Source organism: Crateriforma spongiae (assembly GCF_012290005.1).
Taxonomy (GTDB): Bacteria; Planctomycetota; Planctomycetia; order Pirellulales; family Pirellulaceae; genus Crateriforma; species Crateriforma spongiae.
On sequence record NZ_JAAXMS010000001.1, the window covers coordinates 793,213 to 808,587 of the forward strand.

The following is a 15,375-nucleotide window of genomic DNA, read 5'->3' on the forward strand; positions in this document are numbered from 1 at the left end:
GCAACGTCCTAGGTTCCCCTTCGATGTTCATCATCCATGAAGGTTTCCAAATACAACGTGACACTGTCGGACAACGCCGTCGGGTCGTATCCGCCTTCGAGCACGCTGATGACCTTTCCCTCGCAATGGGTGTGAGCCAAATCCAGGATGGTTTCGGCGATCGTCTGGTAGTCGTCGGTTTCCCAGCCGAGCGAACCAACCGGATCGTTGCGGTGGCTGTCAAAGCCAGCGCTGACGATGATCAGTTCAGGCGGATGTCGGCTTGCGAAGTCTTGCAGCTTGGCGGCAAAAGTTTGCATTTGTGTTTGCCGCGGTGTTCCAAACATTACCGGCGCGTTGCATGTGGTTCCCAAGGCGGGGCCGGTTCCCGTTTCGTCTTCACGGCCGGTGTGGGGATAAAACGGGCTTCGGTGCATTGAAAAAAAAGCAATTTGCTCGTCGTCGTAAAACAGATCTTGGGTCCCGTTGCCATGATGCACGTCGAAATCAACGATCATCACTCGGTTCATTTGATGTCGCGCCGTTGCCTGACGCGCGGCGACAGCGACATGATTGATCAAGCAAAACCCCATCGCTCGATCGGCTAGCGCATGATGACCCGGCGGACGGCTTAAACACATCGCCGTTTTGGCGTCCCCGGCGATCACTCGATCGACCGCGTCACAGACAGCGCCTGACGCCTTCAACGCTGCGACCAATGACTGGTCGCTCATGACGGTGTCTTCGTCCAACCATCCGCCGCCGGCGTCCTGGGTTTGGGACAATTGATTCAGGTATTCCGCCGTATGAACACGTTCGACTTGCAGCCGGCTTGCTGGTTCCCACCCGGGCCGGTCGCATAACGAATCCAGCCCGACAAAGTGCAGATGCCGAACCACGGTTTGCAAGCGTTCGGCGGATTCCGGATGACGTCCCGTGCGATGTTGCATGTAAACGGGATCGTAGTACAGCAGCGTCATCGTCATGATGCTCGGTCAAGGAAATGGTTGCAGCCCCATTGATGCAACCTAACGCATTTGACGCTGGTTTGCCCGGCGATGGCGGACCTTCGGGGCTGACATGCCAGGACGATCGTTGCTTGCCGTGATGGGGCGATTGTCGCACTGTCCTATAGGCAATCCATTTACGATCTTTTAGTGTGGGCGCTTCCTGTCGCTATCTGGACCGTCATGCCCGCTTTGCCACTGCTGATTGCCTACTGTGTCGTGATCGTCTTTGCATCGTTGATCGGTGGACGGTTGTCGGCGATTTTGCGCATGACGCATCTGCGAACCCAGTTGCTGATGAGTTGTGTGGGGGGATTGATGCTGGGGATCGCGCTGCTGGCGATGCTGCCGCATGCGACCGAGATGTTGGTGTCGGCATCACGTGCGTGCACCGGTGCGTTGATCGGCTTGATCGCGATGTTCCTAATGATCCGGCTGTTCCACACACACGACCATGGCGGTCCGGTTTCGTCGCGCCATCACGAGGGTGGACACGACCATCGCCATGGCCACGGGCACGACCATTGGCATGATCCGGGCATCGGACACGATCACGACCTGACTGACAGGCATGATGCGATCGACAGGGCGGCCGCCGATCCGCCGCCACGTCCTCGTGGGACTCTGGAAGACGGTCGAAAACTCGGTTGGTTCGGTATGTTCTTCGGCTTGACGCTTCACACACTGATCGACGGCGTGGCTTTGGCCAGCAGCGTGATGGCGGACCATTCCGGCGACGCATGGTTGGGGTTGGCCGGACTGGGAACCTTTTTAGCGGTGGCACTGCACAAGCCGCTGGACGCCTTCGCGATCCTGTCGGTGATGCAGCGACAGCAATGGTCGTCGCAAGCCCAGACGGTTGCCAATCTCGTGTTTTCCACCGCTTGTCCGTTTGGCGCTTTGGCCTTTTACGTTGGCACGTCCGCCCTGCAGTCACAGACCGAACTTCTGGGGTGGGGGCTTGCCGTATCGGCCGGCTTTTTCATCGGAATCGCCCTGGCCGACCTGTTGCCCGAGGTGGCTTTCCATGATCACGACAAAGGTAAGCTGACCGCCGCGCTGTTGATCGGTGTTGGGATCGCGGTGGGCATCGAGAATCTTCCCGGGCACCAACACACCGAAATCAATTCATCGCGCCCCGAGGTCAACTCGGAAGCGGATTCCTCATGATTTGCCCGACGCGTGATTTGACGCATCGGTGATGGGGTCAGTCCAAGCTGATCGTCGTGCCGGTGTCCAGACTCCGACGCCCCGCCTGCAAGATCGCGGTCACATTGATTGTGTCTTTTGCCGTGGCCAGTCGCCCGTGAAAGTCGTCCGGTGTCGCGTGCCCCCGGCGAATCTTGATTGCAGCCTGCACAAAAGCCTCAATGCTGCGATACCCGTAACCCGTTTGTCCGGCGAAGCGGCCTTCGGCATCGGGTGTGTATTTCATGAATAGCGGATTGACCGACTGAAAACCGCGTCCGTCGGTCGCAACGCCATAGCCGCGATGTGCCTGGTCGACGGTCACTTCGCCTTGGTGCCCCATGTAGAAGAATCGTTGTTGGGAATGCACATCTGATTTTGGCGCGATCCACGACGATGTGAACACCGCGGTGCCCGTTGCCGTTCCGTCCTTCATTGCCCAGTCGACGGTCAGCGTGATCGTGTCTTCAGTGTCAATTCCGTGCCCCTTGGCAAATCCCGTTGCCGCCGATCCAGGAACCGAGACGGGAGTGGCCATCGATCCGATCGACCAGTTTAGAAAATCGATGTGATGGGCGTTCAAGTAATAACTGATGTCGCTTGATTTGCCTGCCCAAGATCGAAACGTGTCTAGCTGAGATTTGGGTTGGCTCATGTAGGCATGGAAGAACCCGAATGACCCAAGGTTTCGAATGCGGTCTCTAGCGTCGGCATAGATCGGGTCCCAACGCTTGTGGACTTCCATCGCCACCAACACCCCCGCGTCGTCGGCGGCCCTGATCAGTTGCTGATGCTGGTCGACCGTCATCACGATCGGCTTGGCGATCAAGACATGGCAACCGTGCCGGATCGCATCCATCGCGATGGCAAAGTGCGTGTCGTCGGGGGTGAACACGGTGACGACATCGCCGGGATCCAGAGCTTTGATCGCCCGCTGGTATGCGGTTGGATCGCGGTCGACGTCATCGGCCGGAAAACACTGGGCGGTCACATCTAGGTCGGCATAAGTGTCGCCGATCACACGTCGCAAATGATCGCGTATGCCCGGCATCTTTCGGCCGTTGGTCCCTGCCATCGACACCTGTTCGACCATGCCACGGCGTCGTAGGTCGAACATCGTCAGCGCAACGACACCGGCAGATTTGTCGGAATCGGAGGCTTGATCGTGGACATATCCGGTCGTGTATTCGCCGGTGCCCACCATAAGAACTTTCATGTGGTGATGCCCCCGATGGCTAGAAGACGCGGTTCACTGGCGGAAATCGCCCCTGTCGGACCGATGGCCATCATGAATCCGCTAAGGAAGCGTCGTGACCGAAGGATGGATCCGCGAGCGATGGACCAGAACTGGCCGCCAATGATAAATCGCACCGAGGCGAGCCGATGGGGACCTACCGGCGAAGACGGCCGAAAGTCAAAAGAGGGTGACTGAGGGGATTCGAACCCCCGACATTCGGAACCACAATCCGACGCTCTAACCAACTGAGCTACAGTCACCGTGAAGAAAGCATGTGGCCGGTTCGCGATAAGTTATCGACGCGGCCGATCCTGGTCAATGACATTCTGGCGACCGGGCGGTCGCCGTCTTTCTACTGCTGCATTTGCAACGTTTGTGCACGGGCCATTGCGTCTTCGGCCTTGCGAATGAATTCCTGGTCTTGCGTTCCCGCCCACGCACGCTGGTACGTCACGCTAAGCGCGGTGAAGTTGAACGATTCATTGGGCTCCAGTTCGCAGGCCTTCTCACCATGCTGGACGGCTTCGGCGTGCTGACCGGTCTTGGTGTAGACCCGCGCCAGGGCCAAGTGCGCCAGGACGAACGAATCGTCTTTGGCGACGATCTCTTCCAGGCCCTTGATGGCTTCCTCGAATTTCTCTTCGTCGATCAGTTTTTCGACGTCGTTGTACTGGGCGTGAATATCGGACATGGCTGAAAAACCGTTTTCGCAATGGACGCGGTGTTGGTGAAGGATCGGTGGTCCCGGACGACCGATCGCTGAAAGCATCGCAGCGACTGGATCCTGTCAACGGATGAAGGCTGCAAGGCCAGAGTGGCTTGGCTGCGGATGGGATCTGCAACGAAACCCTGGGATAAAATTCTAGGGCCGGTTCGTCACGGCGACGACCGGCCCTAGAAGTTGAAATTCAGTGCTCGCCCCGGTTCGTCCGTCGCTGGCTTGGCGATGGACGTAGTTTCGGGGCAAGACGCTACCCGATGGGATTAACCCAAGGCAGCTTGTGCGGCAGCCAAGCGTGCGATCGGCACACGGAAGGGGCTGCAGCTGACGTAGTCCAGACCGACTTCGTGACAGAAGCGGACCGATTGCGGGTCGCCGCCGTGTTCGCCACAGATGCCGACCTTCAGATTCTTCTTGATGCTGCGGCCCTTTTCGACGCCCATCGAAACCAACTGGCCGACGCCGGTTTGGTCGATTGATTGGAAGGGGTCGATCTGCAGAATCTTGTTCTCGATGTATTCCGGCAGGAATCCACCGACATCGTCACGGCTGTAGCCGAACGTCATCTGGGTCAAGTCATTGGTACCGAAGCTGAAGAAGTCGGCGTACTCGGCAACTTCATCGGCGGTCAACGCGGCACGCGGAATTTCGATCATCGTGCCGATCTTGATGTCCAACTTGCCGTCAAACTTCTTGGCGGACTTGGTGGCTTCGATCGTTTCTTCGACCTTTTCACGCAGGATACGAAGTTCGGCCGATGTACCGACCAACGGAATCATGATTTCCGGGTGAGCATCGATCTTCTTCTTGGCGCTGTTGATCGCGGCTTCGACGATCGCTTGGACCTGCATTTCCAGAATTTCCGGATAGGTCACGCTCAGACGGCAACCGCGGTGGCCAAGCATCGGGTTGGATTCGTGCAGGGCTTGAGCACGCTTCTTGATTTCGGCGGGTTTGACGCCCAGTTCCGTCGCCATTTCCTTTTGTGCCGAGTTGTCGTGCGGCAGGAATTCGTGAAGCGGCGGGTCCAGCAACCGAATGGTCACCGGCAGGCCCTTCATGGCTTTGAAGATGCCTTCGAAGTCTTTGCGTTGGAACGGCAGCAACTTCTTCAGTGCCGCACGCCGATCGTCTTCGGTGTCAGCCAAGATCATCGAACGCATGTGGATGATACGATCGGCTTCGAAGAACATGTGCTCGGTACGGCACAGTCCGATGCCTTCGGCGCCGAAGTCGCGGGCACGCTTGCTGTCGGCGGGCGAATCCGCATTGGTGCGGATATTCAACGTGCGGTACTTGTCGGCCCAGGTCATCAGCTTGGCGAAATCGCCGGCCAGTTTTGGCTCTTGCGTTTCGACTTCACCGGCCATCACTTCGCCTGTTGCTCCGTCCAGGCTGATGGTGTCCTTGTCGGTCAACGTGCGACCGTTGACGGTGATCTTCTTGGCCTTTTCGTTGATGTGAATGTCACCGGCACCGGCGACACAGCACTTGCCCCAACCCCGTGCGACGACCGCGGCGTGGCTGGTCGCACCACCGGTGCTGGTCAAGATACCGACCGCGGCCGACATACCTTCGACGTCTTCGGGGCTGGTTTCGCGACGGACCAAGATGACATTTTCGCCGGCTTCAAATCGGCTGCGGGCTTCTTCGGCGGTGAACGCCAACTTGCCGACCGCAGCACCCGGCGACGCATTCAATCCGCGGCACAGCACGTCGGCGGCGTTGCGGGCGGTGGGCTTGAAGCTGGGCAACAGACAGTGGGTCAGGTCGGATGCGGGGACGCGGCGGACCGCTTCCTTTTCATCGATCAGGCCTTCTTTGACCATGTCGCAGGCGATTTTTACTGCGGCGATCCCGTTCCGCTTGCCGGTCCGGGTTTGCAGCATGAACAGCTTGCCCTTCTCGATCGTGAACTCGATGTCCTGCATGTCGGTGTAATGGTCCTCAAGCGTCTTCTTGATTTCCATCAGTTCCTTGTGAGCCTTGCGGTCCCACTTGCCCATTTCCGAAACAGGTTGCGGCGTGCGGATACCGGCCACGACGTCTTCACCCTGGGCGTTGACCAAAAATTCGCCGTAGAACTTGTTCTGTCCCGTGTTCGGGTCGCGGGTGAAACCGACACCGGTTCCGGAATCATCACCCATGTTTCCGTACACCATCGCTTGGACGTTGACGGCGGTACCGATCAAGTTGGCGATTTCCGAGTTGCCCTTGGCGGCTTCGATTCGGCGATAGCTGATCGCGCGGTCGGCGTTCCAGGAACCGAAAACGGCTTCGATCGCCAGTTGCAGTTGCGTGATGGGGTCCTGTGGGAATTCTTCGCCACAGCCCTTCTTGTACACGGCCTTGTAGGCGTCACACAGTTCCTTCAAGCCTTCGGCCGGAACTTCCGTGTCTTCGGTGACCTTGTACTTCTTCTTGATTTTCGTGAAGGCTTCTTCGAACGCTTCGTGTTCGATGCCCATGACGACGTCGCCGTACATGTTGATCAGTCGGCGATAGGCGTCGTAAGCAAAACGTTCGTTCTTGGTCGCCTTGGCCAAGCCCTCGGTCGCGACATCGTTCAGACCCAAGTTCAGGATGGTGTTCATCATCCCGGGCATCGACACGGCGGCACCGCTGCGGACGCTGACCAGCAACGGGTTGGAATCATCGCCGAAGGACTTCTTCAGTTCCTTTTCCAGCAATTTGACGGCCTTATGGACGTCATCCATCAAGCCGTTTGGCAACTTCTTGCCGGCTTTGTAATAAGCGTCGCAGACTTCGGTGGTGATCGTGAATCCGGGAGGAACCGGCAGTCCGATCGACGTCATTTCCGCCAGGTTCTTGCCTTTGCCGCCCAACACGGCCTTGGTCGCCTTTTTGCCTTCGGTCTTGGTTTTGCCGAAGTAGTACACCATCTTGTCGGATGCCGCGGCGCTGCTACGCCGTGCGGTTGCGCGTCTTTGGGAGGCTGCTTTTTTGGCCATGTTTGTTCTCTGGGGAACGGTCGTTAAAAAAAGTCGAGGGTTAGGGAGATGCCCGTGTAAAACGTCATGTTTTGGCGGGCAATTTATTTGTGTCTTGCAATACGGTCAATGAGACAGCTGGTCCAGAACGTGCGGATGCGACCAACGAGCGCGTCAAGCGGAACCAGAGACCGGTTGTCGATCACCCGTCAAACATCTCTCTGACCAGCTGTCTTGGTCGCTCGACCGACCCCGCAGACCTGGGACTTGGGACGTAAATTCGACGAAGCCGATGCTGTCGCAAGACCCGAGAGTTGGAAGCATTTCCGGCCAGGAAGATGTCGAGCCGAAGATGCACGCCGCGTCCCAAAGCGACACTGCCGACCGAAAAGCTGGCGGCGTTGCTGTCTTCCATGGCCAGCGACGACAATCGCCTTTGAGGCAACCACGGGCATCGTCACGCCGAAGCGTTTTTCGCGCGGGATACCTGGGCAATGGCTGCCGCGAAGGAGACCGGTCGGCGGGTCCGGCGCGGCGACAAGGCGTCCGAAATGGGGCTGACAGGAATCGAACCTGCACTTCCGAAGAAACTGGAACCTAAATCCAGCGCGTCTGCCAGTTCCGCCACAGCCCCGCGGTGTGGTGTTTGTGTCTGGTTCACTTAAGGCGAACCGAGAACCGTCGAATTTCAATCACTATGGAAGCGGTTGGTCACTCCGATGCTGAGGCGAATCAGATACGGAGGCGACCCAATCAATCGCACGCCCCGGCCGAACCGATTCGGTTAGGGCTGGGGCAATGCATTCGCGAAACGATCCGGTGATCGCCCCGCGCTTCGTCTTCGGCCGCGTGTCTCGTCCGGATGCATGTCCGGACAAACGAAACACGGTCAACGGCTTGCAATCAGGCTTCGGCCGATTCGGCGGTGACCGTCGGGACGACCCAGACTTTCAGGCTGGCGTCGACTTCGCTGTGCAAGTGGATCTTGACCGTGTACAGACCCAGTTCCTTCAGCGGACCTTCCAAACGGATCTGGTCTTGGGCCAAGGTGAAGCCGGCTTCCTTCAGGGCGTCGACGATTTCGTGCGGACCGACGCTTCCGTACAGGTGACCTTCGTCGTTGGCATTGGCTTCGATCGTGATCGACTGCTTGCCCAGTTCGTCGGACAGGTCTCGCCACTCCTTCAGCTTTTCCAGTTCGATCGCACGCAGTTTGTCGCGGTGCTTTTCCACCATTCGCTTGTGGTGGTCATTGGCGATGGTTGCCAGACCTTGCGGCAGCAGGTAGTTCAGCGCGTAACCGCGTTTGACTTCGACGATGTCGCCCTGCTTGCCCAGGTGTTCGATGTTGTGGATCAGCAACAGTTGGATGCCGCCGTTTTCGCCCTTGGGCAGGCGTTTAAACGTTTGCTTGTGACGGGTCGCAGGCATGATCGTGATCTGTGATGGAAATGGTGAATGAATGAAGTGTTTTGGTTAGATTCGTCGGCCTTGGGCGGCGAGTCGATCAGAACGGGATGTCGGCGTCTTCGTACCCGGCACCTTCGCCGGTCGGCTGCGCGTCACCGCGTCCGGGTGGCGGACCCGAATCATCGCGATGGCTTTGCGGCGGGGGACCGCCCTGGGACGCGTCGCCTTGTGCGGGACGACGACCGCCGCCACCGCCGCCGGATCCGTCACGTCCGCTGATCAACTGCATGCGTTCGCCGATGACCCGCAGTTTGTAATTCTTCTTGCCGTCCTTTTCCCAGGAATCCAGTTTCAGGCGGCCTTCGATAAAGATCGGAGAGCCCTTGCTTAGGTATTCGCTGGCGACTTCCGCGGTTCGTCCCCACAGGGTGACGTCCACGAAAGTGGTTTCGTCGACCCATTCGCCTTCGGCATTCTTTCGTCGATCGTTGACGGCGATACCGATGTCGGTCACGGCACGTCCCCCGGGCGTGTAACGCAAGTCAATGTCTCGCGTCAAGTTGCCCATCAAGACGACGCGATTGTAGCTGGCCATCGGCGAGGTCTCCTTGTTGTGGTTTGGGGGATGTGACGATGAATCGCGGAACGCGGAATCAGGCTTCTGCCGGGGCTTCGGCGGCGGCCGGGGCCGGTGTGTCGCCGGATTCCGAGTCGCCGGCTTCGTCCGAATCCGCTCCAACGACGCGTTCGCCGCGAGCGTTTGCCAGGATCGGTTCCACCAGGCGCGGATCCAAGCGGATGGTCAGGTGGCGAACGACGGCGTCATCCAAGTGGAATCCGCGGTCGGTCTTGGCGACCACATCGCCTTCGCCGGAGAAGTACACCAACCAGTAGGTGCCTTTTTGGTGCCCGTTGATCGGGTACGCCAGTTTCTGTTCCATCCACAATCGGTTGACGTGAACTTCACCACCGGCCGCCGTGACAACTTCTTCCACTCGTTTTGCAACGCCACCGGGGTCGCGTGCGTAGTGGTTGCTGTCCAGGATCAACAGGGTTTCGTAGGTGTTGTTGGCCACTTTTCGGGGTCTCTCGTAAAAAGTGATTCGATGCCGGGGCGATTCGTCACCGGATCGTTTCGTTGTCTGTGCGGCTTTTCGGTCAATCGGCCTTCGCGTTGTATCGGCTCATCACCGCCGTCATGTCGTCCACTGCCCAGTCCATGACGGCCTGAGCGGCACGATCGATCGCCGGATCGATCAACGACTGTTCCTGGGAATCGAAGCGACCCAACACATAGTCGGGCGTTTGCCAACCAGGTGGCGGTCGGTCGATTCCAACCCGCAAGCGGGCAAATTCTTCGCCGCCCAACATCCGAATGATGTCGGCCAGCCCTTTTTGGCCACCCGCACTGCCGCGTGGTCGGATCCGCAATCGCCCGGTCGGCAGATTCAGATCGTCGCAGACGACCAGCAGGTCGGCGTCATCCAATTTGTAAAAATCTTTTGCCTTGCGGACGCTTCGGCCGCTGGCATTCATGTAAGTGTGTGGCCAAAGCAGGACCAGTTTTTGTCCGCCGCTGTGGCCTTCGGTCACCTCGCCTTCGAACTTCGTCTTCGCCCCCGGCGCCGCCAGCAAGCCGGCCAGTTTCGCCAAGACGTCGAACCCGACGTTGTGCCGTGTTCCCTGGTATTTCCGGCCCGGATTGCCAAGCCCGACGATCAGTTTCATAAGACCGATGCGTGCTGTTGGACGTTACGGCGTGGTGGACCGGGTGTGGTGGGATGCCAATGTATCGTGGGACGCGGCGATCGACCAAGCGATGCGACGGACGGGACGCTTGTGCAAACATCTGCCGGTGCCGCACGGCCAAGTCGCGATCGGATCACTCCTCGTCCTTTTCGCCTCCCTTGGCGATGACTTCCGGTTCGCCGCTGCCGGCTTCACCCGCTTCTTCGCTCTCGGTCTTCGGCATTTCGATGTGAACCACGGTCGTCTCGGCCGGAGTGACCAATTCGGCGCCCTCGGGCAGCATGACGTCACCCGCGGTCAAGTGCTGGCCGACGCCCAGACCGTTGACGTCCAGTTGAACCGATTCGGGAATATCGCCGGCCGGACAGCGGATTTCGACTTCGTGCAGATTTTCCAGCAACAATCCGCCTTCGCGAACGCCGGGGGCGTCGCCGACGGTGGTCAGTGCCACGGTGACGTCGACCTTTTCCCGCAAGTTGACACGCATCAAATCCATGTGCAGCACTTCGATCCCCAACGGATCCCACTGCATGTCGGCCACCAAAGCGGTTTCGTTGACGTCACCCTTCAGTTCCACGGTGCGTCCGTGATGACGCAACAGCAATTGGACGTCATCGTTGGGGACCGACAAATGTTCGTTGCTTTCGCCGTGACCATACAGCACGGCGGGCACCCGGCCGCTGCGACGCAGACGGCGGGAATCAGTGGTGCCCAAGTTGGTTCTTTTTTCGACCTGCAATACGTCTGCCATGGCAGGATCAACCTTCCAGTCGACTGGTGCTTGTTTTTTGAAACGGAATCGACACAGGCGAAACACCGGATCGGGTCGCGTGCCAGAGTCCGCAAGCACGTTCGAAACAATTTCGCCAAATTTTAAAGGGCGTAAGTATGGCGAACCGATCGGCGATGGCAAGCCCAAAGCACCGCCGAAAAACACGCTTTTGGCGGGGCCAAAGCGAATCGAGGCCCCCCATGGCGATCCGGGCACCCGGTCCGGCGTGGCGGCCGGCCTACTTTGCCAGCGGATCGGCGTTTCCCAGCGTTTCGTGAAGCTGGTGCCAGATCAGCATCAACATGTCCGAACTGATGTCCAGCCGCTGAAAGACGATGTCCGCCGGCGTGGGCAAGGTGCATTCTTTCGCGATTGCCCGCCCGATCCGACAGCAAAGATAATTGGAAATGACGACACAGCACAGCACCGGATCCAGCGTGTCGAGCGATTGGCCGGACAGATCATCGTGATGTCGTAACGCCACCGATTGGGCCGCATCGGGCAATTCCCAGTGCTTCAGAACCGCCGCGCCCAGCGGTGCGTGGCTCCAACCGTTGCGGTCGAATTCCACCTCTTGGATCGTCGAGAGCCGGTCGACCTCGGCGAAAACTTCCGCCGTTTCCCAGGGATTCAGCGTTGCCGTGACGGCGACCCCGATGTCGTGAAGTGTTCCGACCAGCATCACACTGCCGGGGTCATCGACGCCACAGGTCCGCGCGATCATCGCCGATACCGCGCCGACCCCGACGCTGTGGCTCCACAGCCGACGTGGGTCAAATCCGTCGGCCGGTTTGCACTGCAAGTACCGCCGGCGGACCTCCGCCAAGAACGTCAAACGCGCGATGTCGGCCGAACCGAGGGTCTGGATGGCTTCGGCAAGGTTGGAAAACGGCGTTGATAAGTTGAACAGCGGCGTGTTGCACCAACGCAGCACACGCGATGCAAGTTCGCGGTCCGCCGCGAGCCAGCGGCACATCGACCGGCTGGTTTTTCCGTCCAAGGCACCTTCGGCGATCATCCGTCGCGCGGGTTCGCTTAACGCGTATTCCCACCGCGCCTGTTCGGCACGTTGCGACAGCTGAGGAGTACGGGACGTGGTGGGAGGCATCGATCGGCGGCTTGGGTGTCGGTGTGACATGACCATGCGAACTCTGAACCATAGCTTTCGCAATCCGTCCTGCGGCACTCTTGCGGCTGCCCCATTCGGCGAAGGGCGGGGATGAGCGAAAGGGTGTCAAGAAGTACCGGTTGTTCGGATTGCAAACGCGCGACCCCCACCGCGTCGCGGCGTTATCCATGCCTGCCGATAAATCCGGAAGTCGGAAAGGATTCCAACCATGGGTGCAAAATGAGTTCATCGAATCGTCCCGCCGCGCCGGGAATGCCGTCCGCTGCCCCCGATGCGGATAGCCAGCTGGACGCTTTGCTGGCCAGAATCGAGTCGCTCAGCGGTCAAGCGGCCGAGTCGAGCGATGGTGCCATCCCGACGTCATCTTCGGCATCACTGCCACAGCCCAAACAACCGGCCACCTTGCCGTCCGATCGGACACCGGCGGCACCGCCTGCGACACCCGCCGCGGCGAATCCCGCAGCTGCCACCCGGCCGGCGACAGCAACTCGACCAGCTGCACCCCAACCCGCGGCACCGAAAGTTCGACCCGCCGAAGCTGCGTCTTCCGCCAAACTGGGCTTTCAACCATCGCGTGACGAACCTTGGCGTCCCATCGAACCGGCCACGATGCAGGAAGCGGGCGTCAACGAGACTTTGCTGGAAGCAATCGTCTATCGCTATCTGTTGAACGTCGGCGAATGTCCTGGTCGCCAGATCGCCGATCAGGTGAAGTTGCCGTTCCGCATGATCGAGCCGATCCTGACGCGGCTGAAAATGGAACAGAACGTTGCGTACAAGAGTGCGACAGCGACCAACGATTACGTGTATATCCTGAGCGAATCGGGACGCGCGATCGCGCGGAATCATGCCTCGGATTGCACCTACTACGGGGCCTGTCCGGTGCGGTTGCAAGACTACATCGTCAGTGTCAATAAACAGACGATCGAAGGTCAGTATCCGAAAAAGCGAAACCTGCAGGAAGCATTCCGAGATCTGCTGATCAATCCCAAGATGTTGCTGCGTTTGGGGCCCGCAATCGCCAGCGGCCGCGGCATGTTCCTGTTCGGCTTCCCCGGTAACGGGAAAACGTCCATCGCCGAGCGGGTCACCCGAGCGTTCGGAAAATACATTTGGATCCCGCGGGCGATCGATATCGACGGCGACGTGCTGCGGGTCTTCGATCCGATGAACCACGAACTGGAAATGCCTGATCCGGGATCCGGGTTGCTCAAACAGGATCCGTTCGACCAGCGTTGGGTCCGCATCAAGCGGCCCACCATCGTGGCCGGTGGCGAATTGACAATGGACATGCTGGAAGTCGCTCGCAACAACGAATCGAACATCAGCGAATCGCCGATGCAGCTGAAAAGCAACTGCGGCACGCTGGTCATCGATGACTTCGGCCGTCAAAAGATGAGCGTGGATCAGTTGCTGAACCGCTGGATCGTGCCGCTGGAGAAACGGTACGACTTTTTGAACATGGCCAGCGGAAAGAAAATCCAGGTCCCCTTTGATCAATTGGTCGTCTTCAGCACCAACCTGGAACCTAAGGACTTGGTCGACGACGCGTTTTTGCGACGGATTCCCTACAAGATCGAAGTCGAAAATCCGCCGGAAGCCGACTTCCGCAAACTGTTCGAGATCATGTGCAAGGTGACCAAGATCCCGTACGATCCCGGCCCGATCGATTACCTGATCAAGACGCACTACTTGCCCGTCAATCGACCGTTTCGTAACTGCCAGCCGCGTGACTTGTTGCTGCAGGTTCGCAACTATTGCCTGTACAACGATTTGAAAGTCGAACTGAAGAACGAGTACTTCGACTTCGCCTGTGACAACTACTTCAGCGTGATGTAGTCGCCAGTGCCGCGGGCTTGCTTCGCGGGGCCGCGATGCTTGGTTTATCGCAGTTTGCCGATCCCGGCATCGGGGGTCGTTGCACGGACGATCCGCTTGACCGATTCCTTCATCGGGATCGACTGCGCCGCATGGACCAGCATGCGTTCCAGGAATCGGTAGGTGCGATGGACCTTGCAACGGCTGATGCAGCCGGCCGAAACCTCGGTCACCGTATCCGTTTGTTTGCGTTTGTAAGGCTGTTCGCCATAGCCCATGTCGATCATCGTGATTCCGTGATCCGATGCCGCTTCGATGATGCCGCGGAACAGTGCGGTCCCCGGTGAATATCGGCCCAGTGCCGGATCGTAGGCGGGAAACCAATAGTGAAGTCGTCCGGATTCGATCATCCCGAAGTGCCCGGCTGCCGGTCGTCCGTCGACCCACAACACGCTCAACAAGCCTCGCGATGAACAGCGCCCAAGGTCTGCGGCATCCGAACCCAGGTTGCTGTGCAAGTCGCCGATCATGCGGCGGGTCCAGTCGGGTTTGAACAGGTCCAAGATATGAGTCCGCCGGTACTGGTCACGTTTCCAGGCGATGACTTGGTCCAGCACGGCGGGTTCGCGACAGTCCAATTCCCAACGCACCGTCCCGACCTCACGCTGCATCTTGCGTGTTTTTTGAGGCTGGCGTCCGATCGTTTTGTGATCGCGACCCAATCGATTCAGGTAGCCACGCGAATCGTCGCCTAGTTCGCAAGCAAACGATCGCACCGTCCGCATTCGAAAACGATCGCGGTCGCGATCGTTGACGCCCGTCATGGCGTGGGCATCAAAGGATCGCAATGACAGTTGACGCAGTAGATCGATCCAATCGACGGTTATGTCACTGGCCGTGATCAGTTGGTGTGCGTCATTGAAGAAACGACCGACCGGATAGGCGACACGGCCGCGTCGGTGAAACGGCAGTACACCGACGATTCGATTTCGTTGGCTGGCGACCGCGACCTGCACGTCGCCTCGGGCACGTTGGACGGCTTGGGCGAAACGATGGGAAAAGAACGGCGATTGAAATTCCGATCGGCCTTCCCGGAGCTGCGACCACGACTCGACGGCTTGTGAATCCAGTTCATCCAGCGACAAGCAGCGGACCGCGGTTGGCTTCGTCGTGGCCGCGGCGATCAAAGAGGTCTGGCCGTTGTCGACCGACGGTGCAGTCCAGCGACCGGCCGGCACTGTGGGTTGGTGGTTGCCGGATGGATCGCGTGATTCACCCTGTCCGCTGGGAAGGGCGTGCGATGCGGCGAAGCGCGTCGTGGAAATTTCCGAAACTGTATCGGGCATGAACGCCGTGCCGAGATCGTTGGAATCGAACCCGTGGGTGGCAGGACGGCCGTCCACGGAAACAGCAT

General features: G+C 59.0%; 13 protein-coding genes and 2 tRNA genes. 2 read left to right on the forward strand and 13 right to left on the reverse strand.

All coding sequences use genetic code 11. The features are described 5' to 3' along the window. Nucleotides 1-8: 8 nt before the first annotated feature. Nucleotides 9-965, reverse strand: a complete 957-nt coding sequence (locus tag HFP54_RS02925; protein WP_235951206.1) for a histone deacetylase family protein — start codon at nt 963-965, stop codon at nt 9-11. A gap of 204 nt (nt 966-1,169) precedes the next feature. Between HFP54_RS02925 and HFP54_RS02930 the strand changes: the two genes are divergently transcribed. Continuing rightward, nucleotides 1,170-2,156, forward strand: a complete 987-nt coding sequence (locus tag HFP54_RS02930; RefSeq protein ID WP_168563987.1) for a ZIP family metal transporter — start codon at nt 1,170-1,172, stop codon at nt 2,154-2,156. A 37-nt stretch (nt 2,157-2,193) separates the two neighbouring features. Here HFP54_RS02930 and HFP54_RS02935 read toward each other — a convergent pair whose 3' ends face one another. The 11 genes from HFP54_RS02935 to HFP54_RS02985 all read right to left on the reverse strand — a co-directional run bounded on the left by HFP54_RS02935 (nt 2,194) and on the right by HFP54_RS02985 (nt 12,122). After that, nucleotides 2,194-3,390: a Gfo/Idh/MocA family protein gene (locus HFP54_RS02935; protein WP_168563988.1), complete on the reverse strand. Its 1,197-nt coding sequence runs from the start codon at nt 3,388-3,390 to the stop codon at nt 2,194-2,196. A 207-nt stretch (nt 3,391-3,597) separates the two neighbouring features. Then, nucleotides 3,598-3,671 (reverse strand) — tRNA-His (locus HFP54_RS02940). A gap of 92 nt (nt 3,672-3,763) precedes the next feature. Then, nucleotides 3,764-4,102, reverse strand: a complete 339-nt coding sequence (locus HFP54_RS02945) for a tetratricopeptide repeat protein (RefSeq protein WP_146412414.1) — start codon at nt 4,100-4,102, stop codon at nt 3,764-3,766. Nucleotides 4,103-4,395: 293 nt separating this feature from the next. Beyond that, on the reverse strand, nt 4,396-7,035 hold the full coding sequence (gene ppdK, locus HFP54_RS02950) for a pyruvate, phosphate dikinase (RefSeq protein WP_168564187.1): 2,640 nt from the start codon (nt 7,033-7,035) through the stop codon (nt 4,396-4,398). A gap of 600 nt (nt 7,036-7,635) precedes the next feature. After that, nucleotides 7,636-7,717: transfer RNA gene (locus HFP54_RS02955), tRNA-Leu, on the reverse strand. Nucleotides 7,718-7,986: 269 nt separating this feature from the next. After that, nucleotides 7,987-8,514, reverse strand: coding sequence for a 50S ribosomal protein L9 (gene rplI / locus HFP54_RS02960; protein ID WP_146412418.1), 528 nt, complete (start codon nt 8,512-8,514; stop codon nt 7,987-7,989). A 76-nt stretch (nt 8,515-8,590) separates the two neighbouring features. Beyond that, nucleotides 8,591-9,088 (reverse strand): single-stranded DNA-binding protein, encoded by a 498-nt coding sequence (locus HFP54_RS02965; RefSeq protein WP_168563989.1) that lies wholly within the window; start codon nt 9,086-9,088, stop codon nt 8,591-8,593. A gap of 58 nt (nt 9,089-9,146) precedes the next feature. After that, nucleotides 9,147-9,569 (reverse strand): 30S ribosomal protein S6, encoded by a 423-nt coding sequence (gene rpsF, locus HFP54_RS02970; RefSeq protein WP_146412422.1) that lies wholly within the window; start codon nt 9,567-9,569, stop codon nt 9,147-9,149. Between the two features lie 82 nt (nt 9,570-9,651). Then, a complete protein-coding gene (gene pth, locus HFP54_RS02975; protein WP_146412424.1) occupies nt 9,652-10,221 on the reverse strand; it encodes an aminoacyl-tRNA hydrolase in 570 nt (189 codons plus the stop codon). Nucleotides 10,222-10,375: 154 nt separating this feature from the next. Further along, a complete protein-coding gene (locus tag HFP54_RS02980; RefSeq protein ID WP_146412426.1) occupies nt 10,376-10,993 on the reverse strand; it encodes a 50S ribosomal protein L25 in 618 nt (205 codons plus the stop codon). 259 nt (nt 10,994-11,252) lie between these two features. Then, a complete protein-coding gene (locus HFP54_RS02985) occupies nt 11,253-12,122 on the reverse strand; it encodes an HDOD domain-containing protein (RefSeq protein ID WP_168563990.1) in 870 nt (289 codons plus the stop codon). Nucleotides 12,123-12,362: 240 nt separating this feature from the next. Here HFP54_RS02985 and HFP54_RS02990 point away from each other — a divergent pair, with 240 nt between their 5' ends. After that, nucleotides 12,363-13,982, forward strand: coding sequence for a DUF8689 domain-containing protein (locus tag HFP54_RS02990; RefSeq protein WP_235951208.1), 1,620 nt, complete (start codon nt 12,363-12,365; stop codon nt 13,980-13,982). 44 nt (nt 13,983-14,026) lie between these two features. Here the strand turns inward: HFP54_RS02990 and HFP54_RS02995 are convergent, their stop codons facing one another. Next, nucleotides 14,027-15,307, reverse strand: a complete 1,281-nt coding sequence (locus HFP54_RS02995) for a GNAT family N-acetyltransferase (protein WP_168563991.1) — start codon at nt 15,305-15,307, stop codon at nt 14,027-14,029. Nucleotides 15,308-15,375: the final 68 nt, after the last annotated feature.